Origin of the sequence: Methylobacterium carpenticola (genome assembly GCF_042748905.1) — a bacterium.
GTDB classification, from domain to species: Bacteria; Pseudomonadota; Alphaproteobacteria; order Rhizobiales; family Beijerinckiaceae; genus Methylobacterium; species Methylobacterium carpenticola.
Genome location: NZ_JBHZEO010000001.1, coordinates 187,152 through 207,966 on the forward strand (window position 1 = coordinate 187,152; position 20,815 = coordinate 207,966).

Consider the following 20,815-nt stretch of genomic DNA (forward strand, 5'->3'; position numbering starts at 1 on the left):
CTACCTCCGTCCCCGGCGCGCCCGATGGTCGAGGCGGTCGGCGAGCTCCTGGGCGAGCCGGTCCGCCATCGTCGCCGCGGCCGCCTCCATGTCCCGCTCCCACGTCGGCGTGGCGCTCGGCTGGTACTCAGCCTTCGGGGTGGAGAGGTAGAGCAGCCGGGGAACGTCGGCGTTCACCACCTTGGGCACCGTGACGGTCTTGCCGGAGGCCCGGGTGAACGAGGTCAGGGGCGCGGTGCGCTTGCCGGCCTTGATCGCCGCGGCGACCTTCTCCCGGCCGACGGCCGCGACCACGCGCGGCGGCCGGGCGTAGATGCCCGGGCCCATGAAGTAGCCGCCCTGCTTCGCGGCCTCGCCGGGCTTGATCTCGAACACGCCCCAACGGGCCGAGCCGCGGGTCGCGCCGGTCGTGCCGGTGTTGCGGGTGTACCCAGCGGCCGCGAGCCGGGCGATGTTGCGGGCGTCGCGCGCCGACACCTTGCCGGCCGAGGTCGGGCTGCCGAGCCCGGTGTGCTTCAGGTTCGATCCGACCGGGACGCGCACCGAGGTCTGATCCCCGAAATACGCCTCGACGCCGACGTCGCCTCCGGTCCTCGTCTGGGGACCGTCGCCGAAGCTGTACTTCAGCCAGATCGAGGGCAGGTCCTGCATGAAGACGCTCGCCTGGGCCTCGCCAACGCTGGTCACCCGGTTCAGCAGGTCGCGGTCGACGGTGTAGCGCAGGGCGTCCCGGGTGGCGCGGTTGGGGGCGTCCCACATGTTCGGGATGTCGCGCCGGAACCTGTTCGCCCCGTCGATCACGACGCCGGTGAGGGCGTACTGCACGGCGCGCGGGAACCGGTCGACCGCGAAGGCCTCGAAGGCCTCGGCCGCGTCGCGCACCGCCCCGGCAACATCGATCCGCACCCCGGGCCCGGACACCCGCACCCCCTCAAGGAAAAATGGCCGCCGGAGTCTCCTCAACGGCGGCCTTAGTTTCCAGTCACATCGACCCGCTAGGCGAGGCTCCGTGCTTCTACGGATTCTAGCGAAGCGGCCGCGAGCCACAAGAGTCGATGGGGCAACTCGGGCCGATTTCCGCGCCGCAGCATCGCCTTAGGCGGCGGGCGCGGCCGGCTGGTTCAGGGCGGCGCCGAGCCGGTCCCTGATCGCGGCCTCGACCTCGGGTACGCCGGGGCCGAGCGCATGGCGGGCGAGGCGCACGACGTCGCCGAGCGGAAGCGCTGGGGCGCGCTGCCCGGTCTCCTCGCGCAGCTGCCGGTACCGCGTCACCAGGGCGTCGACGAGAGCGCCATCGACGGTGAGGCGGGCGCGCAGGTCCTCGGCCTCGGCGGCCGTAGCCCGGAGGCTCTCGACCTCGGCGGCGGCGGCGCGAAGGCTCTCAACCTCGGCGGCGCGCCGGTCGCGCGACGCCTGCGCCCGTCGGCGGGCGCCGGCCATGCGGCGCGCCTTGCGGGTGGAAGGGTGGGGCTCGGCGGTCGAGGTCTCGGCAGGACGGGGCACGTGCGGATCTCCGGGCGTGACGTACCCCGGGATCGTCCGCCTGCGCCAAGCAAGGATCAACGCCTGGGGCACGTGCCGCTCCTGGCAGGCTCCCCGGCCCCTCCAGTCATGAGCTCGGGAGCGTCATTCCCACCCGCCCCATACCCATCTTCCCGCCTCTCTTCGGGTTCCCGGCCTGCGAAGCAGGCCGCTGGCTCGACCGGGCCGCGCATGAGAAATCCTATGGGCGAAGCCCAAAGAAAGCCTATTCTTTTTAAGCGCTATTTTTCGCGGCGAGCCAAATCCGGCTAACTAATTGCCATACAATGAAAACAGAGTGCCTAACTCTGCACCTGTACACCCGACATGTTCGGCACTGCCCTTGAGCCTGGCGTGCGGGCCTGGCACCCTGCCTCGCAGCCCCGGAGAAGCCTCGTGCCGACCGCCTTCGTCATCCCCTTATCCCGCACCCTCGCCGGGTCCCTGTGCCTGTCCGACGGCGCCCTGACGCCCGTCGACATGGCGCTGTGGCTGGGGACGATGGCCGACGCCCTGATCCTCGTCGACGAGCCCGATGCCGAGGGTGTGACGCTGCGCGACGCCTGGCGCACCGCGGCCGACGACGCGGCCCCCCTCTACATGGCCGGGCGCACCCTGTTGGAGGCGACCGGCCTGCGGACGCATGGGGCCCTGGTGCGCCCGTTCGAGCGCCTGGCCGCGGCGAGGCTGTCCCTGGGGTTGGATGGGGACACCTACAGCCCCTGGCACGGCTGGGAGGCCGACCCAATCGGCAGGGACAACCCGGTGGATCGAGGGGTCGTCTCGGGCATGCTGCTGACGATGGGCATGATCCACGACACCCGGTACCCGGTGAGCGTGAACCTGTCGGCCATGGCGCGCTTCCGGAGCCGGGTGTCCCCGTTCCTCTACCTGCGCGCGCTCGCGTGGCTGGCGGGTGCGGGGACGCCCAAGGCATGGCGCCGGTCCCCGCCCGGGGACCGGGTCACCGTCACCGTGCCGATGGGCGAGCTGCACCGCGCGATCGGCGTGGCCGGCGGCGCGATGGTCGGGGATTGGGTAGGGGCGTTCGGGCCGGGCGGCCGCGGCGGACCGGTGCACGCGGACCTCGTGACCGCGGGGATCCGGCTGGAGACGGCGTGGCGCATGGGCGCGGCCGGCTACGGCACCCGTCAGGTTCCGACCGGCTTACGAATCACCGTGGCGCGGATCGCCGGGGCGGAGCGGCGGCCGCTGCCCCGGCGCCCGCGTCAGTCCTCGTCCTCCTCGGCGTCGGCCGTGTCCAGGCCGTAGCGGACGGCGATGATGAGCTCGGCCAGCGAGACCGCCTCGGTCTTGCGGTCGGCCCCCAGGTAGGGGAGGAGCCGGTCCCAGTCGATCTGCGGGATCCGCTTCCGCAACAGGGCGGCCTCGATCTCCGATTCGGGCGCACCGATCGGCAGGCCGGAGAGCTGGCTCTTCACCCGTGCGATCATGTCGGCGCGCTCGGCGGCCTCGATGTCGGCGTAGGCGCGCCGAGCGTCCTCGTGCGACAGGGGGGCGTCCGGCTCCAGGCCAAGGAGCGACCGATCGATCTTGTCGGGATCCTTGGTGCCGGAGGCGGCCCGGGGCACCCCCTCCCGGAGGACCTCGAACTCCAGGGCTTCCTCGACCTCCTCGGCCGTCAGCCCCTGCTCGCGGGCGATCGCGACGGCGAGCGGGGCGACCGGGTTCTCGGCCCACGTCAGCACCGACGACGTCGACCACTCGCCGCCGGGGAGGCGCCAGCGGATCCTGGTGGTGCCCTGGTTCTCGGGGAAGCCGGCCTTGTCGAGGCGGGCCCCGGCGAGGTGGCTCTCGATCCCGCCGCGGGGGCCGACGAGGTCCTCGCGGTCCTGGCCGCCGTAGCGCGCGTCGAGCACGCCGTCGGTCTCGCGGGCGAGCTCGAACGGGCGCTGGCCGCTGTCCGGCCCCGGCGTGAGCAAGTCCTTCACGTCCACGACGTCGTCGACGATCAGGCCCTCGGGGATGGCCGTGCAGGCCACGTACGCCACCGGGGCGCGGCCGAGACGGTGCACCGGGCGGAGGCGGGCCACGAACTGGCGGACTTCCTCCTCACGGAACTGCCCCTGGATGAGGCGCGCCCAGGCCCCCTCGTACGTGGCGTCCTCGACGGCGATGTCGCGGCCGTCGCGCATCGCGATGATCTTCTCCCCGATCGTCGGCTTGAGGGGCTTGCCGTCCTCGTCCATGCCGTCGCCGAGCCGGTCGACGGGCAGCTCGGGCTCGTCGTCGTCGTACGTCAGGGCTGCGACGAAGGCGTCGATCGCGCGGGGCGGCAGTTCCAGCCGGCCGAACAGCACGGCGGCGGCGTGGTTCTTGAAGCCGTCGAGGCCGCGCATCGCCCCGTTGTGCACGAAGTCGACGTTGGCCGGCGGCTTCCACCCGGCGCGCAGAACCGCCATCGGGCCCATGTTTCCGCCGACGAGGACCTTGCCGTAGCCGTGCACGCCTGCGAGGCGGGCGACGACGTCGCGGTGCAGCCTGACCCGCTTCGCGGCGGCCAGGATCGGGCGACGCTTGTTCGTCTTGCCCGGCATCATGCTGAAGTCGGAGAACGTGCTGCCGGTCACCAGCACCGTGCGCAGGTGGCAGGGGGCCTCGACGTCGAGGACCTCGACCTCGCGCTCGGCCCAGACCTTCCGCACGATCGCCGGGGCGGCAGAGGCGTCGAGCATGAGGAGCGGGATCCCGGGGAACCCTGGCGTGCCGCGCCAGCTCATCCGGATCGAGGCCCCGTGCTCGCCGGAGACGACCTGCAGGCGGGCGTCGCTCGCGCCCTTGGCCTTCCGGGGCACGCTGGGGTTCTCCTCGTCGTGCTGGAGGGCTTCCAGGCGCTCGATGACGAGCGACCAGAAGCGCCGCTCGTCCCAGATGCCCGCGCCGCGGGGGGCGCCTGCGAGCGCGGCCGCGGCCTCCTCGGTCATGCCGGGCTGCACGTCCTTGGCGAGGTTCGAGCCGCGCGAGCAGACGGCGTAGGCGCTGCGGGCGTACTCCAGCCCGGTGCGGGTGTTGCCGTTCCGGTACCGGTGCAGGGCGAGTACGGCGGCCCCGGCGTCGCGCCTGCGCAGATGCGGCATCACGATCTCGACGGCGCCGTGGCGGTCGGCGAGGAAGCCGTTGCGCCGGTCCTCGATCGCCTCGCGGGCATCGGACCGTTCGAGCAGGGGCTCGATCTCCTCGTCGAGCAGGCGGGGCGCCGGCCGGGGCAGCTCCAGGACGGACAGCGGCATGGGGGACCGGGAGTTCGTGCCGAGCAACGCCGAGTAGGGGCGCTCGTCGACGACGAGGGCGAGCAGCGCCTTCGTCAGGGCGGCCGGCGCCTTCGCAGACAAGTACGCGCTCGCAAACAGGACGATGTCGGCGGTCGCGACCTCGGCGAGCGTGCGCTGGTACTCGCACGCCTCGAACATCGGGCAGAGGCGCTCCTCCCACTCGGGCTCGGCGCCGGGGATCTTCTCGTTGACGTTGACCTTCGACTTGCACAGCCCGTCAGCCCGGATCGAGGCCTCGTTCAGGGCCCGGAGCTGGGGCTTGAAGGCGCAATTCGTCCTCAGCTTGCCCCGGAACACGACGACCTTGAGGCCGGCCTTCTCGCCCGCCTCGACGGCCTCGGCGACGCTCTGCTCCCACGCGAGCCGGGCGGCGATCGCCCCTTCGAGGGAATCCTCAATATTCGCGTGCGTCGGCATGGCGAAGCCAACGGGGTAGCCGAGGGGCCCGTGCCGATCCTTGGCCCGGGCGAAGGCTCTCCAGAAGGTGCTGGTCTTGCCCACGCCGGCATCGCCGCGAAGGATCGAGATGAGGCCCGCGTCGAGGGCAGTCTTGTCCTTCCGAAGCTCCCGGCTTCGGCGCTCGGCGGCGCGCTCGTAGAGGCGATCGATCCAGCGATCCTGGTGAGAGCGGACCTGCGCGGTGGCGGCCTGCGCGGCCTGCGTGCGCAGCAGCTCGTCGGTCAGCAGGGCGCGCTTGAGGGCCCGGACGGGATGGGGGCCGGCCTTCAGCGTGTAGCCCTTGCGGCCGGTCCGAGCGAGGAGGCGCGCGAAGTCCGACCGGATGTGCGCCAGCTCGGGCGGGACCTCAGCCGGGGGCAGGTCGTCCGTGCGGGAGGGGGCGTGCTCGACCTCGCCCTCGCCGTCGACGGCGATCGGCGCGCCGGGGCGGACGCGGGAGAACCGCTCCTCCCGGATGTGCCAGTCGCAGGACGAGGCGACCATGGCCCGGATCTCGGTCTTCACCGCCAGCGGCGTCCACTTGCCGCCGAGCTCGGCCCGGGCGAGGAACTCCTGCTCGACGAGGGCGCAGAGCTGCGCGCGGCCGGTGCCGGGGTCGCGGGCCGCCGATTCGTTCGCCCGAACCGTCGTCGAGACGAGGCGGAACAGGAACTTCTTGCGGCCGTCGACGACCTTGCCCTCAGAGGTCTGCCAGTCCGGCTCGCCCAGGGCCGTCGGCCGGTGCAGGCCGGCGGCCGGGTCGAACTGCCAGGCCGCGTCCGGGGCCTCATGCACGGCCCGGCGCGCGAACGGCCTGATCTCGTTCACCGCGTCGAGGAAGGCGTCGTACTGCTGGCGAGTGACGAGGGGCGCGTGCTCGGGCCCGAGGACGTGCGGGGATCCGTCGACCCAGATGAAATACTTGCCCGTCCCGTGGTGCAGGCCGAAGAAGGTCACGGGCTTGCCGTGCCCGAGGACCTCAATCTGCCCAGGGCTGTCCTCGCCAGCGCGAGCGGCGAACCGGGGCGGCGAGACACGAATCACGTTGTCGGCGCCGGCCTCGCTCGCCGGGGCCTGCCGGTAGACGAGGACGATACGCGGCACGCGGCCGACGCGGCGGAACGGCGTGTAGCCAAGGTGCTCGTCGGCGAGCGCGACGATCGCCTCGGACAGCACGCCGTCGGAGACGTCGACGTCGAGGGCCCACGTCCCGCCCGAGGCGTCGCCGAGGATGCAGGCGATGTTGTGCGAGGGGCAGAACCGGGACCACCAGTCGACCTCGGCCAAGGTCGGAAGCCTGTCCTGGTACGGCTTCCACTTGAGGGGGGCGTTGTCGACGAGGCCGGAGCCGCGCTTGCCGTCGCGCGTCTGCGGGAAGACGGACCAGCCGCGGGTGACGAGCTCGGGCGCGAGGACGCTGAAGCACGGCGCGTTGATCTGGTGCATGCCGCCGACGACGGGCAGCGCCCCGGCCGGGGGCACCGTGTCGGTGACGATCTGGGCGCCCGGGAAGCGGGCGAGAATGGCCTGGATCTGGGGGGCGTTGGACACCTTGAGCCTTCTCTAACCGTGCAATCGAGTTCGACTGGAAGGCGGTCCGTCGTTGTGCTCCCGGAACGAATCCGACGCGTGCGAACCTGCCTGCGAGAATTCCAGCACTCCGGCACGACAGCGACAAGGGCCGATCGGCGCCTTCGCGAACGGAAGATGAATCGCCAGGGTGCCGCACCCCCGGCCCCGCGGGTGCGGGGATTTTCCGCGCAATCGACGCGGCCAAGGTTCGAACAGGCGTTTTTCGTTTGTTCGCCCCCTTCACGAATCCGAATGCGGTGGCAGCGTCCAGTTTATGGAACTGGTTCGCTCCTCCATCGTTGTATCGCCCCCCGCCGCCCATGCCGGCGGCCGCGACGCCGCGTCAGCGTAGCCACAAGCGTCGAGCCATCGCCGACGGGGAGATCCGCCTCGCGCTGATGGATGCCCTGGCGCCGGTCGTCTCCCGCCTGACGGGCGAGCAGGTCGCCGCCCGGATGGGATCCGACGCGGGGACGCTGAGCCAGATCCGGCACGACCTCGGCGACATCAAGGGCCGCCGGGTCTCGGCCGTCGGCATGAACCGCCTGCTCCTCATCTGCGATGGCCTCGACGTGAACCCGTGGGCGGTCATCGCCGCCGCGGCCGCCCGGAGGCTCGCGGCATGACCGGGCGCCTCGACTACTCCCTCGCCCGCATCGACGACGCGAAGCTGTCCGCCGTCCCCGGCGGGCACGAGCTGTCCACGATCGTCTGGGTGCCCCGGGTCGACGGGGACCGCCTGAGCCACTTCACGGCCGTCGCCGTGATGACGGAGTTCTACGAGGGCTGGCAGCCGCACGACTTCCAGCGCGCCGTCCTCCGCCTGCACCGCGCCGCCCGGGACCGCCTCCGCGACTTGGCGACCGAACACGCCCGGGAGAGCGACTGATGCGCCCGGGTCTCGCCCTCAGCCTGCTGGCCGCTTTCGTGACCGCGGCCTCCCTGTGCAACCGCTCCCTCCTCGGTCGCCGCCGGCAGGCTCCTTCTCTTCCGCCATTCCCGGTCCGCCGGGATCTCACCTCTGAGGAGGCCGCCCGCCTCGCCGGGGGCGCGCCGTCGCCGAGGCCATGATCGCGATCGAGTGGCGGCTCTCCCCCGAGGAGTGCGCCCGTCTCGCGATGGCCTGGCCCGCCTACACCCCGCTCGTCTCCAGGAGGGCCCAATGAGGCTCCGTTGGGTTCACAACCTCGAAGCCGTCGTCCGGCACGCCTGGTCGTTCCGGCTGAACGTGCTGGTGATCGCCCTCGGCGCGATCGAGGCCGGCCTGGCGGTGGTCCAGGGCAACCCGCCGATCGACCCGGTGAAGTTCGCCGCGCTCGTCACCGTTGTCTCGTCTGCCTCGGGCCTCGCCCGCCTGGTGGCGCAGGTGAAGGTCTCGGGCCCGGCGCCCGCGCAGACCGAGGGAGAGGCCTGATGTTCGGCTGGCTCTCCCGCTTCCGTAAGCCCGCGCTCGCCGCGGCCGCGCCCGTCCCGGTCGCCAAGCCGGCGGTGCAGGTAAAGGTGAAGGTCTCGTCCCGGCTCGTCGCCGGCACGGCGCTCGCCGCCCTGTGCTGCTCGGTCATCACCGGGTTCGAGGGCCTGCGCACGAAGGCCTACCTCGACGTCGTCAACATCCCGACGGTGTGCGTGGGCGAGACGAAGGGCATCCGCATGGGGATGACCTTCACGAAGGCGCAGTGCCAGGAGATGCTCCTGAAGCGCCTCGTCGAGGACTTCGCCCCGGCTGTCGAGCGGTGCGCCCGGCAGCCGATGGGCGACGACCTCTACGCCGCCCACCTCTCGCTCGCCTACAACATCGGGACCGGCGCCTACTGCAAGAGCACCGTAGTCCGCCTCTGGAACGAGGGCGACCGCCGGGCGAGCTGCAACGCCTTCCTGATGTGGAACAAGGCCGGCGGCCGAGTCATCGCGGGGCTGACGAAGCGCCGCGAGGCCGAGCGCGCCCTCTGCCTGAAGGGCGTCTGAGATGTGCGCCCTCGCCCCCATCGCGGTCGCCGCGACGCTCCTGGCCGGCCCGATGTGCCCGCGCACCGATCGCGGGCCCGTGCCGACCATGGACCTCGTCATGGCCGCGCTCCGGGGCGAGGTGCCGCCCTCGGCCACCGCCGCGACCGACCCGCAGTTCGAGACCGCCATCCGGGCGATCCGGGCTCCCGCCCCCCAGAAGCCGGCTCCGCGCCGGAGGCACCGCCGATGAGCCCCCTCGACTACCTCGCCGCCCTCGGGCCGCTCGTCTTCCTGGCGGTCTTCCTGCTCACCCCCTGGGGGCAGGGCCTCGCGGGATTCCTGCTCGGGACCCGGGTCGGCCGCTGGCTCTCGGTGGCGGGCCTGCTCGTCTACGCCGGCCTCGTGGCCTACGGGGCGGCGTACCGCTCGGGCCGGCGCGCCGGGTCGGCGGGGGCCTTGAAGAGCGTGGGGCGGGCCAACGCCCAGGCCTCCGCCGACCGGGCCGCAATCGAGGACCGGACCGCCCGGCAGGACGATGACGCCCTGCGCCGCGAACTCTCCCGCTACACGCCGGTGCTCCTCGCCGTGGTCGCCCTCGGGCTCGGGGGCTGCGTCACCGCCCCGACAGGCGGGCCCGGCAAGGGCGGGGCGTTCAGCGACGTCGAGCGGCCGCTGCGCCTCTCGGCTCCCGTCATCGCCGCCATGAACCACGCCGAGCTCGCCGCGGCCGTCGCCCACAACCGGCACGGCGAGCGCCAGTGCGGGTGGACCCCCGGGAGGAAGTCGTGAACGGCGCGGAGATCCTCTACGGCCTGCTCGGGGTCACCGTGCCGTCCGTGCTCATCGGCACCATCGTGTGGCGGCTCGCCGACCGCACCCGCGGACTGCAGGCGGCTGTCGACCTCTCGACCGAGAAGTCGGCCACCGCGGTCGCCGGGATCGCCAAGGTCGAGGGCGCGGTCACCGCGCTGCGCGACGAGCTGCACCGCGACTACGTCCGGCAAGACAGCCTGGAGAAGGTCGAGGACCGCCTCGCCAAGCGGATGGACACCTTGGATCACCAGGTGCGCCAGATCCCGCAGCAGGTCGTCGGCCTCCTCAACGCGGGGACCGGGCAGGCCCGGCGCTCCAGGACCGGGCAGCCATGAGCCGCGTCGCCGCCATCCTCCTCGGGGCCCTGGCGGCTACGCCGGCCGCCGCGGCCTGCCGCACCATCCCCGAGCTGGTCTCGGTAATCCGGGCGCCCCTGCCGCCCCGGGCCTACGTCGCCGAGGTGTCGGCCTCGGTCGTCCCGACCGTGCTCGCCTGGCTCGAATCCGAAGGCCTCCCGCACCGGGCCACCCGGGTGGTGCAGGTCGCCGGGGATCGCGGTGTCGCCCTCATCCTCCTGCCCGGCGAGCTGGCCTGCGGCGCGCCGATCGCCGTGCAGCTCGTGGGCAACCAGGCGGTGGAGCTCGCCCGCTTGGTGCGCCGGTTCCGCGAGCTGCGGGGCTACGGCCCGGAGCTGCCCGCATGACCGCCGCCGACCGCTCGACCCTGCTCGCCATCGCCGCGCTCCTCCGGACACCCTCGCCGACGAAGGGGCCGGCCCGCCCCTACGGTGAGGCCGAGATCCGGGCTGCCATCTTCGGCGCCGGCGAGCGCCTCGCCGCCTCGACGTTCACCAACCCCATCCGGAGGCCCTGATGCCCGTGACCCAGCGCGCCACCGACGCCGAGATCCTCGCCGTCCGGGGCGCCGGCTCGATCCGGGCCGGCGCCAAGGTCCTTGGGATGGCCCATTCCTCGGTCCGGGAGCGCCTCGACAGGCTCCGGAAGGCCGTGCAGGGAAATGATACCGATCTCGGTTTCGCTTCCGAGAAGGGGATGCTCGGGACCTCGCCGGTGCTCCCCGGCTTCGCGCTGAAGCGCACCACGACGGTGATCGGCAAGCAGGGCGAGGTCGCCCGCGAGTACATCACGCAGGCGAAGGCGCCGGGCCCCCGGGCTGAAATTCCAGCCGGCCACGTCGTCAAGGGCGTCTCGATCCTGAAGGACGGCCAAGGGCGGGTGACCCAGGATTGGGTGAAGACCCGCGAGGGCACCGACCCCCTCCGCGTCGTCGAGGCGATCAAGGCGGCCTTCGAGGGCTACCAGACCCGCCACGAGCCGATCCCTGCGCCGGCGGTCGCCTCGGCCGACCTGCTGACCCTGCTGCCTTTGGCGGACTGGCACATCGGGGCGCACAGCTGGGGCCGGGAGACCGGCACGGACTGGGACCTGAAGATCGCCGAGGAGGTGATCAGCCGGGCCGTTGAGAACGTGATCGAGCGGTCCCCGGCGAGCGGCCTGGGCGTCGTCCTCGGGGGCGGCGACCTCATGCACGCCGACAACTCCGAGAACCGGACGGCCAAGAGCGGCAACGTCCTCGACGTCGACGGACGCTACGACAAGGTGTTCGAGGTGGCCGGCCGCATGACCGTCCGGACCGTGGAGGCCATGCTGCGCCGGCACGACCGCGTCCTCGTCCGCATCCTGAAGGGCAACCACGACACCCACTGCGCGACCGCTATCGCCCACCACCTCAAGGCCTGGTTCCGCAACGAGCCGCGCGTCACGGTCGACATCGACCTGAGCCTGTTCTGGTACCACCGGTTCGGCCGGGTGATGCTCGCCGCCACGCACGGCCACGAGACGAAGCTGCAGGACCTGCCGGGCGTCATGGCCGCCCGCCGCGCCGAGGACTGGGGCCTGACCCGCTTCCGGTACGCCCACGGCTTCCACATCCACCACAAGCGCCTGTTCGGCTTCGAGGCCGGCGCCGTCGTGGCCGAATCCCACCAGGCTCCGGTCGCGCAGGACGCCTGGCACCACGGCGCCGGATTCCTGAGCGGCCGCTCGCTCCAGACGATCACCTACCACCGCGCCTTCGGGGAGGTCTCGCGAGCCCGCGAGGCCATCCTCGACGCGCAGCCCGAAGGAACTGCCTGACCATGAGCGAGCCCTTTCCCCCGTCGCTCCCGGTTACCGTCCAATTCGAGGGTGGCTACCCAATCTACATGGCGGGCCCCGTGGCTGGCCAATCCCTACGAGACCTCGTGTTCGATTGCGCGGTCGCCCTACGGTCCGAGCGCCTGATCACGCTGCTCGGCAACGACCAAGCACGGTTCGAGGTCGACGGGATTCGGCAGCCCGAGGGTGAAGACGCCACCAAGTACGGCGGCAAGACGGTCACGGTCGTCATGATCTACGACCCCACCGAGGAAGCCTGAGGCTCGCGCCTGCCGCGAAAGCTGTGGAGCGCACCCGAGACTGAGTTCGCCCCTCGCCGGGCCCGGCTCTACCTTGGCGGCGTGGTCTTCCCTGATGCGAAATGGCTCGACTTCCTCAAGGCGGGGCTCCCCGCCTTCCTTGGTCTCGCCGCCGGCTGCGGCGCCACGGTCTATCTCAACCGCGAGGGGCTGCTCCCGGCGCCGCTACCCGAGCCGATCGCGCTCGCGCTCGCCGTCGTCGCCCTCATCTCAGGGGGCCTGGCCCTGGGCCTGCTGCTGGCCGCGATCTACCGGGCGATCGCCTGGTTCGTGAAGCCACGCTACGAGGGGCACCTGTACAAGAAACGGGACGCCAAGAGGAAGCGCGAGTTCATCGCCTATATCCCCTACCTGAGTCCCAAGGAACGCCAGATATTCGGCTTCCTGCTGCACCACAATCGCCGGACCTTCACCAACACATCCGACTGCGGCTACGCGGCTGAGCTCCTCTCGCTAGGCTACGTGCAGATGATCGGCCGGAACGGTCAGCGCGTCGAATATTGGTCGGTCCCGTTCGGCGTGCCTGACCCAGTCTGGGAGGCATTGGAGGAGAACCGGGACGCCTTCCCCTACGTGCCCCAACAGGTCTCGTGGAGAGACCGCGGTAATGGAGAGCCCGAACCGTGGCGTAAGCCGGGACCTCCGTGACCACTGAAACGACTATCCGAAATTTCGCGAGAGGCCGGAAATCGCCCGAAAACTGTGCGATCTCCGTTACTTAGGCATTCTTATATTTCTCTTATATTGGAAGGCGCACAGCGGGCGCACATGGGCCGACGTCGGGCGCACGGCGGCCTGTGGGCTACGGCGTGGGGCACGGCCGGGGGCCGGTGTAGCGCCGGAAGACGACGCCGTCGTGCCGGAGGGAGCCGTCCCGGCGCACGGCCAGGTCGACATCGAGCGGCACCACGGATCCCCCGTTCGCGAAGCACGCCGCGGCCCGGGCGCGCCCCCGGCGCAGCTGGACCCCCTCGCAATCGAGCAGGTCGATCCCGAGGCCGCCGTTGGCGTCGACGAGGATCGGCGGGACGTCCATTCCGGCCGGGCAGTAGGGCCCCGGCGCGGGCAGCCGGGGGCCGGCATGGGCAGGGGTGGAGATCGCGGCCAGGGCCACGGCGAGGAACGCGGTACGCATGGGGGTGCCTCAATCGAACTTCAGAGTGCGGGAGAGCCAGAAGATCTCCATGGCTTTCCTTGCCTCGCCCAGGCTGACCTTCCGCTGGCGAGCGTAGAACACCGCGAAGCCGGTCTCGGGGTCCCGGGCCGTCCGATCGATGTGGTCGGCCGCCTCGTGCCAGCGGGGATCCGTCGTGATCGGGCCCTCCGGCCGCAGGGACCGCCGCGGGGCGCGGTAGCCGGCGTCGAACGCGGCGAGCTCCAGGTCCCGGGCGTGCGCCGGGAGGAGGTGGCGGCCCTCGCGGTGGAGCTCGTCGCTCGTCAGGACGAGGCGGAGCCAGCCCGCGAGCGTGCGGCACCACCCGATCCCGCCGGGGCCGGTGAGCATCGCGACGACGGGCGAGCACGTCCGCGCCTGGCCGTTGAGGTAGCCGACGAGGGCCATCGTCCCGGACAGCGGGTGCACGCCATACGCCCACCTGTTCAGCATGGGCGCGTCGCCCCAGACGTAGCCCGAGGGCTCCCATCCGCCGGCGAGGCGGTCCCGGTCCTCAAACGCGGCCTCGATGTCAGCGCGGGTCAGCATGTCAGGGCTCCGGCAGGTCGTCATCGGCGCCCGGGATCCCGGGGCCGCCGGTCGGCGGGACGGACGGCAGGCCGTCGAGGAGCGAGCGCCCCCGGCCGCGTCGGCCGGCGATGACTCGGTCGGGGCGGGGCTTGCCGAGGATGTAGAGGCGGTTCGAGGTCAGGGCCCAGCCCTCGCCGCGGTGGAGCAGCGGCGACGTGCAGATCCACCGGTCGCCCAGGGAGGGATGGCCGTAGCAGTTGCCGGTCAGGCAGGGCTTGCCGTCCTGGGGATGGGTGTGCTCGTCCCATTCGTCCAGGAACGGGGCCTCCGCGAGGGCGGCCTCGCCGGGCACCCACCCTGCGCGAATCTGCGCGAGGGTCGCGCGCGCCGCGGCGCGGAGCCGCTCGATCTCCGCCAGTTCGCCGGGGGTGAGCGTCCGGACCCTCACAGCGTCACCCCGGCGGTCGGGAGCGCGTGCCGGGGCGTGCCGAGGCGGACGAGGCCGGAGCCCCACGCCCAGGCCCACCCCTCGTCGGTGTCGAGGCCCTGGACGCAGCCGGTCTCGCGCTGCAGCCCGCGCTCGTCGACGCCGTGCAGCACGTAGCCGTCGCCGCGGCGCTCGGGCCGGAGCTCCCAGTCGTCGAGCAGCCCGGCCGTGTCGAGGTGGGCAAGGTCGAAGCGCTGCCCCGGGTATCTCGTCATCCGCACCATGTCAGGTCCCTCCGATGCGTACGTTCGCACCCGGGCTAGCAAGGCACCACGCGGTGCCGTCCGGTTCGAACCAGGCGACCTCCGCGGCGAGGAGGACCTGCCCGTCGGCGAGCCGGAAGCCGGGCTCGGCCAGCCGGTACCGGAACCAGGTTGCCTCCGGAGGCCTGGGCGCGTCGGTCGGGACGCCCCGAGCCCACGCATGGACGTCCCGGACCCCGAGGCGTAGGCAGCGGATCCGGGCCGCTTCCGAGGACCGGAGGGCGACGTCGCGCAGGGCGATCGCCGCGACGTGGCCGACGACTCGGCCGCCGGCGCGCACGCTCCACGCCCGCCGGGTGAGGTTGCGGTAGACCTCAACGGCGCTTGGCGTGGGCATCGCAGGCGGTTCTCATCCAGCCGCCGGGCCGTGCCCGCCCCGGCGCGCCGCAGGTCTCGCAGACTGCCCCGGAGACCCACTCCGCGGCTTGGACGATCCTACCGGCCTGCAGGCGATCCTCATCCTCGGCGGCGCTGCAGTACCAGCGCAGCGTGCCGAACTTCTCCTTCACCTGGTTGCTGCGGAAACCCGCCGGAACGCCGGTCTCCTCGATCCACCCGGCCGCTGCGGACAGCAGCCAGTGCCAGCCCGGCCCGGTCTCGGTGAAGTCCCCGATCACGACCGGGTGGCTCGCCGCGAGGTCCATCTGGTGCGTCTCGGGGATCTCCCGCGGCACGGGGCTGTCCCGCCAGCGGATGGCCACCATCCGGCTCACGAGCTCGGCGATCGTGGCGCGGTCCGGCAGGCGCTTCGTGTCGCCCCGGCGCCGACGCATCAGGAGGACCTCGAACCGGACCCGGGGGCCCTGGTGCGTCGGGTCGACGCCGGTGACGCGGATGCCGACCATCGCGCCCTCGTCCAGGGCGCCGGCGAGGAAGGCCATCGCTTCGGCGGGGATCACGCGGGGCATTCGGGCCTCCATGAGCGGGTGCGGGGGTCGGGCAGGCGGGGGACGGCGCGCAGGAATCCCGCGGCGCTCCGGGCCTCGTTCAGGGACCGGGCTGGGTCGCGGTCGCCGTCCTCGACGAGGCGGATGAGGCAGCCCACGTAGCCGTAGACGCCACGGCCCAGGTTCGTGTCGACGCGCTTGCGGTCGAGGTCATCCTCGATCGCGTCGCGCAGGAGCCGGAGCTCAGACAGGACGGGGCTCACTGGCGGGGCCCCGCGTCGCGGGCGTCGAGCACGGTCTCCACCAGGCGCCGGAGAGCGCGCAGGCTGCCCCCCTTGCTCCAGTTCGCTTCCAGCGCGGACCATTCCACGCCATCGAACGGGGGCGCCCAGAGCTCGTCGAGCCCCCGGTCGGCGCGGACGTCTGCCAGGATCGAGGTCGCCAGCGTCCGCAGGTGCTCTGGGCCCGGCTCGTCCAGGCGCAGCACGAGGCAGCGGTCGACGAGGGCGCGGGGGATCGTGTCCAGCGCGTTTGCGGTGATGATCCACTGCACGCGCGACCCGTCGATGTCGGCTTGCAGATAGGCGTCGCGGTACCGAGCGGCCGTCTCGACCCCGAGCAGGTTGATCAGCGCGTCGCAAGCGTTCCCGTTTGTGCGGCTCGTCCCGATCTTGTCGCCCTCGTCGATCACGATGAGGGGGTTGGCGATCCGCGTGCGGAGGAGCTCGCGCCCGAGGATCGAGAACCCTCCGGTCGACCAGCCGCGCGCCGTGCCGGTCAGGGTGATTGAATCGGTGGCGCCTGCCATCGACAGGACAGCCGGCTGCAGGCCCATGACTTCGCCGTAGCGACGGGCGAGCCGGGTCTTGCCGGTGCCGGGCGGTCCCCAAATGAGGACCGGCGGATTGCCGACGAACGCGCGCGAGGCCTGCGGGCGCAGCAGCCGGTCGACGATCCGCTCGGCGTGCGGCGCGTCGGCAAGGAGCTCGGCCCGCGCCGCGCCGAGGTCGGCCGGGGGCGGCACGAGCGGCAGGCGCTTGTTGATGATCGGCTCGGCCTCCTTAACCGGGTCGTTGTCGTGCTTGCCGCCCTTCTTCACGTGGCTGACGTCGCCGATCACGACCATGCCCGGCGCGAGCGGCGGGTCGCTTTCGCCGTAGGTCTGGCCGTCGGGGTTGAACCAGGCGGAGGCCTCCTCCGGGGACACCTCCGTCACCGGGGGCGCCTGCCTGATGATGCCGACCCGGTCCTCGGACAGGGCCGCCCGGTCCTCCGGATCGTTCGGCGCCGACGCGCCCGGCTCCGGCGTGTCGATCGCCTCGTGCACCAGGCCGAGGAGGTGCACGAGCTTCCGCGCGTCGCGGTCCGCTTGCCAGATCTGGAGGTGGCGGGATTCCTGGATGTAGCCGCGGACGTCCGCCGGCGAGATGTGAAGGTCGGCCGCGTGCAGATAGTCGAGCATCGACAGCATGAGCCCGTGCGTGACCGGGTCCCCGAAGGATCCGGGCCGCCCCCGCCAGTGACGGCAGCACATGACGGCGCAGCGCATGGCCGCCCGCTGGCAGCCCAGGGCCGCGGCGTAGACGAGGCTGCGGTCGACCAGGTCCTCCACGACCGCGATCGACTGGGCGAGCACGGGCGAGCGCCCCGCGTCGGCCTCGTCGAGCACGGTCTGGGCAGCGTCTTCGAGCTGGCGGAGCCGGGCGAGCGACGGGTCGGAGCGCAGCCCCTTCATCAGGGTCAGCAGGCGCTTGGGGAGCTTGTGCGGCCAATCGGGCTCTAGCATCGGGCTCAGGTACGTGCCGATGTCGCGGACGACGTCGCCGCCCTCGAACTCTGCGCCGGAGAGGAGCTCCACGGTATTGTGGGGCTTCTCGCCGGGCTTGGGCCACCTCGGCTTCGTGTAGCTGGGCAGGCGCTTGAGAACGGCGGCAAGCGCCGCGCGGCGGGCAGTCGTGGTCATCGGAGGACTCGCTGGAAACGGGGGCGCGCATGCCGCCGAGCGGGGGGCTCAAGGCGGCGGGGAGGTCAGGCGCGGGTGCGTTTCAACAGCTTGCTCATGAGGCCAACATGCCCTGGGCGGACTCCGCCGGCAAGTGGCCGACTCAGTATTGGTTGATGAATCCCTTGGCGCAGTTCGACCTGTTATTTTCGGGTGACAAGATCCGGAAACGTCACCCGAAAATAACAGGCGCCCCGGCAAGGTTCGTCTCGGTAGTCGGCTCGTGTTGCCCGGATGCCTCTGTGCGAATCCGGGCGAAGTGGGACCCTCAACACAGGAGGGTCGACCATGGAAATCGAGCAGGTTGCCGAGATGGCGCGCGCGGTCGCGGCGCTGCCACAGGCGGAGCGGGACTTCTTCGACGGGGTGCTCACCGACGCGAAGGCAGCGGCCGCCGAGGAGGAGCGGATCGCCGAGCTGCGGACGATGTCGGACCTCGACGCCGTGCAGTTCGCGATCAAGCAAGCGGCGGACACCTGGGCTCTCGATGGGCTGCCGGAAAGGTTGCTGCAGGCTCTTCGGGACGCCGGCTTCGTGCGGGAGCCCGCACCGCCGCAGGCGCCCTCGACGGTCGGGCAGCTGGTCCAGAAGGCCAACGAGGACCTGCTCGGGCGGATCTGGAAGACCTTCAACATCCGGGTGCTCAAGGAAGCCCACGGACCTGGCCTGGTGGTCTCCGTCCGCGAGAAGGAGATCTGGGGCAACTCCTACCACTTCACCCGCAACCGCACCTCCGGCGAGATCCTCGCCCCAGTCGAACCTGACGATGATGCGCCGGACGGCCTCTCGTTCCTTCTCAACGAGGCCGTCGAGAAGGTGGCGCAGCGCTTCGAGGCTCGCCCGGCATGACCGCCCTCCATCACGTCCGGGTCCGCCGCGCCCGCGGGCTGCCCATGCCGCTGCCGCCCAAGCCGAAGCGGCCGCTCGGGCCGCCGGCGCTGTTCACCTGGAAGGGCGTCCCGATCCGCGTGCGCGCCGACATCGAGCGCGCCGGGTGGACGTGGGACGGATTCCTCGACGAGCTCGTCGCCTTCCGCGCGCATCCGAGCACCTTCGGCGAGGGCTGGTTCGCGCTGACTAGGGTCGAGCGCCTGGTGCCCCCTGCGGACCTGGATGCCCACCGCGAGGACGTCTGGAGACGGATTGCGGAGCATCGCGTGGCGACAGCTATGGCGGCCCTTCGAGAGCTCGGAAAGCCCCAACGCGAGGGCAGAGGAAGCTTCATGGGCCGCTTCTTCGGGAGGCATGCATGACGATCGAGCCCACCGAGTTCGACATGGTCGCCCTGGCCCGCCGGGGCCTGGAGGCTTCCGTCGACGATGGGGAACGAGAGAGGCGCTTCGCCGCCATGTTCGCCGAGGTCGACAGAGCTACGGGGCGGCTCACGCAAGAGTCCGCCGCGGCGATGGCGAGAGCCAACGAAGCCATCAGGGAAGCGGACGAGCGCCTCGCCCGCTTCAACGTGCTCTACCCCGAGCGCGCCGCGGCATGAGCACCCCCGCCACCGCGCCGGCCCGGGCCCGCGAGGCCGTCGCCCGGTACCTGCCAGCCGACTCGGACGAGAGCCGGTTCGCCCGGGGCATGGCGGCCTACGCGCGCTGCCAGGACGCCTGCCAGGAGCGGGCGGCCGGCGAGCCAGAGTGCCGGGATTCCTGCGCGAGGGCACAGGCGGCCATGAGGAGGAAGGGATGACCGCGACCACCACGCCCTCGGGCATCGTCGTCGAGTTCCGCCAGCACGATTGGCAGCCGGGCTTCGCCTCCTACCTCGCGCGCGAGGACGGCGGGTTCGACCCGAACGGCCCGGCCTTCTGCACGATCAACCTGGGCGCCTTTCTCGCCACCCGGGACGCCCACGGCGAGGACCACGGGAGCTTCGTCGAGGCGATCGCCGACACGATGGTCCACGAGGTCGTCCACGTCATCGAGGCCTGGGCTGGGACGGAGTTCTCGGAGCAGCGCGTCGAGGCCCTGATCGCGCGGTACCGCGGGGTCCTCAGCTCCTACGAGGGCGACGACGGCGGCATGGATTTCGGGCAGGCCCTCTACCTGGCGCGCGAGGAGGGGCGGACGATCCGCAGCCGCGGCGCGCCGGGGATCCGGTACCGCGTCCACGAGGGCGCCTTCCAGCGCAACGACGGCGGCGGCTGGCACCGGCGGTCGCCCGAGCCCGAGGACCTCGACCGCGTCGACTGGGAGGTCGTGCAGTGACCCGCCCCGCTCCCTCGGCCGCCCTGCTCGACAGGCTCGCCCGGCGCTTCGCGCAGTCCCCCAATCACGCCGTCTGGCGCGCTCGCGTCACAGGCAGCCCGGTCCCCGATCGGGGCCCCGCGCCCTCGGCGCGCCCTCCGGTCGTCGAGCACCGGAAGGAGGGCCGGCTCGTCATGACCGGCCTGGCCGTCCCGCCCGCGGGGCGAGCCTCGACGGGCTCGGGGCTGCCGGCCTGCTGGTCGGCCTGCGATTGAGGGAGGGGAACATGTGCTTCGGTTGCTTCAAAGACATGCGCGACGAGTTCGGCGCCGTGGAGATCACGCCGGCGATCGTCGAGGCCGCCCGGCTGTCGCAGGAGGCCAACCACTACGGGCCGCTGCACGTCACCATCGAGGACTACAACTGCGGGGATAGCAGCGTGGCGTTCTGCGCGGCCCAGAAGCGCGACAAGTGGACCGACGCGGACCGGGCCTGCCTCGCGGCGTTCCAGGCCCTCAACGAGAACGAGCGGACCCACGCCCTCGCGCTCGCCGACGGCTACATCGATGCCTCGGGCAGCGTGACCGAGGCGTGGCGGGAGTGGGACGTCCCGGCTGAGGGGGAGGCCTGACATGCCGCGCTTGGAGACGCTCTTTTACCCGGACGACACGCCATCGGCCCCTGGCTGGTATGAAACGGTGCATGGCTGGGAGGTGGAGGTAGAGGGGGCCTTCGGCGACGCACATTACTGGGACGGAAAGACTTGGCTCGTCGAGCAAGGCGGCGAGCCGGCAAGGCTTCCGATCTTCATGTTCACTGAGCAGCCGTTCGCCTCCCATGAGGAGGCCGAAACCTACGCGGACGCCAACCTCGGGTGGTGAGCCCTGTGCGAATCGCCCGAGCGGTGACATATTCGCGTTAGACGCCTTCGGAGAGGCGCTCCTGCGGCCTGCGCCTTTCGCTGTAAGTCCGGAAACCCAGGGAAGCCGTGGAGGCACTCCTCGCCCTTAGCGAGGACTTGCCCGTGCGCGCCTGCAACACCCCCGACACCCGTAAACACGTCTCCGCCCCCGCCCACGTCCGCGGCACCAACGAGCGCCGCGCCGAGGCCTCCCAGCTCTCCGACAAGGAAATCAAGGCGATCCTGCGCAGCCGCCGCCGGATCAAGGATCTGGCCCGAGCCTTCGGGATCAGCACCGAGACGATGGCGCTCATCCGCTCCGGCAATCTCTGAGCGGGGGCC

The 20,815-nt window shown here is 71.8% G+C and carries 32 protein-coding genes; 21 read left to right on the top strand and 11 right to left on the bottom strand.

Annotated features, from left to right (window positions below):
- Entirely contained in the window at positions 1-906 is a 906-nt protein-coding gene (locus tag ACE101_RS00930) for a hypothetical protein (RefSeq protein ID WP_379125654.1), read from the bottom strand.
- Between the two features lie 189 nt (positions 907-1,095).
- The gene (locus ACE101_RS00935; protein WP_379125655.1) at positions 1,096-1,503 is read right to left on the bottom strand and encodes a hypothetical protein; all 408 of its coding nucleotides are present in this window, start codon (positions 1,501-1,503) and stop codon (positions 1,096-1,098) included.
- A gap of 414 nt (positions 1,504-1,917) precedes the next feature.
- On the opposite strand from ACE101_RS00935, the gene ACE101_RS00940 reads away from it, so the two are divergent.
- A complete protein-coding gene (locus ACE101_RS00940) occupies positions 1,918-2,793 on the top strand; it encodes a hypothetical protein (RefSeq protein WP_379125656.1) in 876 nt (291 codons plus the stop codon).
- Here the strand turns inward: ACE101_RS00940 and ACE101_RS00945 are convergent.
- A complete protein-coding gene (locus ACE101_RS00945; RefSeq protein ID WP_379125657.1) occupies positions 2,751-6,803 on the bottom strand; it encodes a bifunctional DNA primase/polymerase in 4,053 nt (1,350 codons plus the stop codon). The genes ACE101_RS00940 and ACE101_RS00945 overlap by 43 nt on opposite strands.
- A 248-nt stretch (positions 6,804-7,051) precedes the next feature.
- On the opposite strand from ACE101_RS00945, the gene ACE101_RS00950 reads away from it, so the two are divergent.
- The 12 genes from ACE101_RS00950 (at position 7,052) to ACE101_RS01005 (ending at position 12,708) form a co-directional block, all read left to right on the top strand.
- Positions 7,052-7,450 (top strand): hypothetical protein, encoded by a 399-nt coding sequence (locus ACE101_RS00950; protein ID WP_379125658.1) that lies wholly within the window; start codon positions 7,052-7,054, stop codon positions 7,448-7,450.
- Positions 7,447-7,713 (top strand): hypothetical protein, encoded by a 267-nt coding sequence (locus ACE101_RS00955; protein ID WP_379125659.1) that lies wholly within the window; start codon positions 7,447-7,449, stop codon positions 7,711-7,713. The genes ACE101_RS00950 and ACE101_RS00955 overlap by 4 nt, the downstream gene beginning before the upstream one ends.
- A 273-nt stretch (positions 7,714-7,986) precedes the next feature.
- Complete coding sequence (locus tag ACE101_RS00960) at positions 7,987-8,238, top strand: hypothetical protein (protein WP_379125660.1); 252 nt, start codon at positions 7,987-7,989, stop codon at positions 8,236-8,238.
- Positions 8,238-8,789: a lysozyme gene (locus ACE101_RS00965; protein ID WP_379125661.1), complete on the top strand. Its 552-nt coding sequence runs from the start codon at positions 8,238-8,240 to the stop codon at positions 8,787-8,789. Before ACE101_RS00960 ends, ACE101_RS00965 begins: the two co-directional genes overlap by 1 nt.
- 1 nt (position 8,790) lies before the next feature.
- On the top strand, positions 8,791-9,021 hold the full coding sequence (locus ACE101_RS00970; protein ID WP_379125662.1) for a hypothetical protein: 231 nt from the start codon (positions 8,791-8,793) through the stop codon (positions 9,019-9,021).
- A complete protein-coding gene (locus ACE101_RS00975) occupies positions 9,018-9,560 on the top strand; it encodes a hypothetical protein (protein WP_379125663.1) in 543 nt (180 codons plus the stop codon). Before ACE101_RS00970 ends, ACE101_RS00975 begins: the two co-directional genes overlap by 4 nt.
- Positions 9,557-9,919 (top strand): hypothetical protein, encoded by a 363-nt coding sequence (locus tag ACE101_RS00980; protein ID WP_379125664.1) that lies wholly within the window; start codon positions 9,557-9,559, stop codon positions 9,917-9,919. Before ACE101_RS00975 ends, ACE101_RS00980 begins: the two co-directional genes overlap by 4 nt.
- Positions 9,916-10,287, top strand: coding sequence for a hypothetical protein (locus ACE101_RS00985; RefSeq protein WP_379125665.1), 372 nt, complete (start codon positions 9,916-9,918; stop codon positions 10,285-10,287). Before ACE101_RS00980 ends, ACE101_RS00985 begins: the two co-directional genes overlap by 4 nt.
- On the top strand, positions 10,284-10,457 hold the full coding sequence (locus ACE101_RS00990; protein ID WP_379125666.1) for a hypothetical protein: 174 nt from the start codon (positions 10,284-10,286) through the stop codon (positions 10,455-10,457). The genes ACE101_RS00985 and ACE101_RS00990 overlap by 4 nt, the downstream gene beginning before the upstream one ends.
- Positions 10,457-11,740 (top strand): hypothetical protein, encoded by a 1,284-nt coding sequence (locus ACE101_RS00995; RefSeq protein ID WP_379125667.1) that lies wholly within the window; start codon positions 10,457-10,459, stop codon positions 11,738-11,740. Before ACE101_RS00990 ends, ACE101_RS00995 begins: the two co-directional genes overlap by 1 nt.
- Before the next feature lie 107 nt (positions 11,741-11,847).
- Positions 11,848-12,021, top strand: a complete 174-nt coding sequence (locus ACE101_RS01000; protein WP_379125668.1) for a hypothetical protein — start codon at positions 11,848-11,850, stop codon at positions 12,019-12,021.
- Between the two features lie 81 nt (positions 12,022-12,102).
- A complete protein-coding gene (locus ACE101_RS01005; protein WP_379125669.1) occupies positions 12,103-12,708 on the top strand; it encodes a hypothetical protein in 606 nt (201 codons plus the stop codon).
- A gap of 154 nt (positions 12,709-12,862) precedes the next feature.
- Here the strand turns inward: ACE101_RS01005 and ACE101_RS01010 are convergent, their stop codons facing one another.
- From ACE101_RS01010 to ACE101_RS01045, 8 genes are read right to left on the bottom strand one after another with little or no spacing between them, the layout of a single operon-like run.
- Positions 12,863-13,195 carry a hypothetical protein gene (locus ACE101_RS01010; protein WP_379125670.1) on the bottom strand — a complete coding sequence of 111 codons (333 nt, stop codon included), beginning with the start codon at positions 13,193-13,195 and terminating at the stop codon, positions 12,863-12,865.
- A 9-nt stretch (positions 13,196-13,204) separates the two neighbouring features.
- Complete coding sequence (locus ACE101_RS01015; protein WP_379125671.1) at positions 13,205-13,762, bottom strand: hypothetical protein; 558 nt, start codon at positions 13,760-13,762, stop codon at positions 13,205-13,207.
- Between the two features lies 1 nt (position 13,763).
- The gene (locus ACE101_RS01020) at positions 13,764-14,192 is read right to left on the bottom strand and encodes a DUF6634 family protein (RefSeq protein ID WP_379125672.1); all 429 of its coding nucleotides are present in this window, start codon (positions 14,190-14,192) and stop codon (positions 13,764-13,766) included.
- Complete coding sequence (locus ACE101_RS01025) at positions 14,189-14,446, bottom strand: hypothetical protein (RefSeq protein WP_379125674.1); 258 nt, start codon at positions 14,444-14,446, stop codon at positions 14,189-14,191. The genes ACE101_RS01020 and ACE101_RS01025 overlap by 4 nt, the downstream gene beginning before the upstream one ends.
- A 10-nt stretch (positions 14,447-14,456) precedes the next feature.
- Positions 14,457-14,831, bottom strand: a complete 375-nt coding sequence (locus ACE101_RS01030; protein WP_379125675.1) for a L5-gp82 domain-containing phage-derived protein — start codon at positions 14,829-14,831, stop codon at positions 14,457-14,459.
- The gene (locus tag ACE101_RS01035) at positions 14,809-15,402 is read right to left on the bottom strand and encodes a hypothetical protein (RefSeq protein ID WP_379125676.1); all 594 of its coding nucleotides are present in this window, start codon (positions 15,400-15,402) and stop codon (positions 14,809-14,811) included. The genes ACE101_RS01030 and ACE101_RS01035 overlap by 23 nt, the downstream gene beginning before the upstream one ends.
- On the bottom strand, positions 15,390-15,644 hold the full coding sequence (locus ACE101_RS01040) for a hypothetical protein (RefSeq protein WP_379125677.1): 255 nt from the start codon (positions 15,642-15,644) through the stop codon (positions 15,390-15,392). The genes ACE101_RS01035 and ACE101_RS01040 overlap by 13 nt, the downstream gene beginning before the upstream one ends.
- On the bottom strand, positions 15,641-17,344 hold the full coding sequence (locus tag ACE101_RS01045) for an AAA family ATPase (protein WP_379125678.1): 1,704 nt from the start codon (positions 17,342-17,344) through the stop codon (positions 15,641-15,643). The genes ACE101_RS01040 and ACE101_RS01045 overlap by 4 nt, the downstream gene beginning before the upstream one ends.
- Positions 17,345-17,671: 327 nt before the next feature.
- Here ACE101_RS01045 and ACE101_RS01050 point away from each other — a divergent pair, with 327 nt between their 5' ends.
- The 8 genes from ACE101_RS01050 to ACE101_RS01085 all read left to right on the top strand — a co-directional run bounded on the left by ACE101_RS01050 (position 17,672) and on the right by ACE101_RS01085 (position 20,806).
- Positions 17,672-18,232 carry a hypothetical protein gene (locus ACE101_RS01050; protein ID WP_379125679.1) on the top strand — a complete coding sequence of 187 codons (561 nt, stop codon included), beginning with the start codon at positions 17,672-17,674 and terminating at the stop codon, positions 18,230-18,232.
- Entirely contained in the window at positions 18,229-18,636 is a 408-nt protein-coding gene (locus ACE101_RS01055; RefSeq protein WP_379125680.1) for a hypothetical protein, read from the top strand. Before ACE101_RS01050 ends, ACE101_RS01055 begins: the two co-directional genes overlap by 4 nt.
- Positions 18,633-18,875: a hypothetical protein gene (locus ACE101_RS01060; RefSeq protein ID WP_379125681.1), complete on the top strand. Its 243-nt coding sequence runs from the start codon at positions 18,633-18,635 to the stop codon at positions 18,873-18,875. Before ACE101_RS01055 ends, ACE101_RS01060 begins: the two co-directional genes overlap by 4 nt.
- Positions 18,872-19,075, top strand: a complete 204-nt coding sequence (locus tag ACE101_RS01065; protein ID WP_379125682.1) for a hypothetical protein — start codon at positions 18,872-18,874, stop codon at positions 19,073-19,075. The genes ACE101_RS01060 and ACE101_RS01065 overlap by 4 nt, the downstream gene beginning before the upstream one ends.
- Entirely contained in the window at positions 19,072-19,593 is a 522-nt protein-coding gene (locus ACE101_RS01070; RefSeq protein ID WP_379125683.1) for a hypothetical protein, read from the top strand. Before ACE101_RS01065 ends, ACE101_RS01070 begins: the two co-directional genes overlap by 4 nt.
- Before the next feature lie 265 nt (positions 19,594-19,858).
- On the top strand, positions 19,859-20,203 hold the full coding sequence (locus tag ACE101_RS01075) for a hypothetical protein (protein ID WP_379125684.1): 345 nt from the start codon (positions 19,859-19,861) through the stop codon (positions 20,201-20,203).
- 1 nt (position 20,204) lies between these two features.
- Positions 20,205-20,453: a hypothetical protein gene (locus ACE101_RS01080; RefSeq protein ID WP_379125685.1), complete on the top strand. Its 249-nt coding sequence runs from the start codon at positions 20,205-20,207 to the stop codon at positions 20,451-20,453.
- Between the two features lie 107 nt (positions 20,454-20,560).
- Positions 20,561-20,806 (top strand): hypothetical protein, encoded by a 246-nt coding sequence (locus ACE101_RS01085; protein WP_379125686.1) that lies wholly within the window; start codon positions 20,561-20,563, stop codon positions 20,804-20,806.
- Positions 20,807-20,815: the final 9 nt, after the last annotated feature.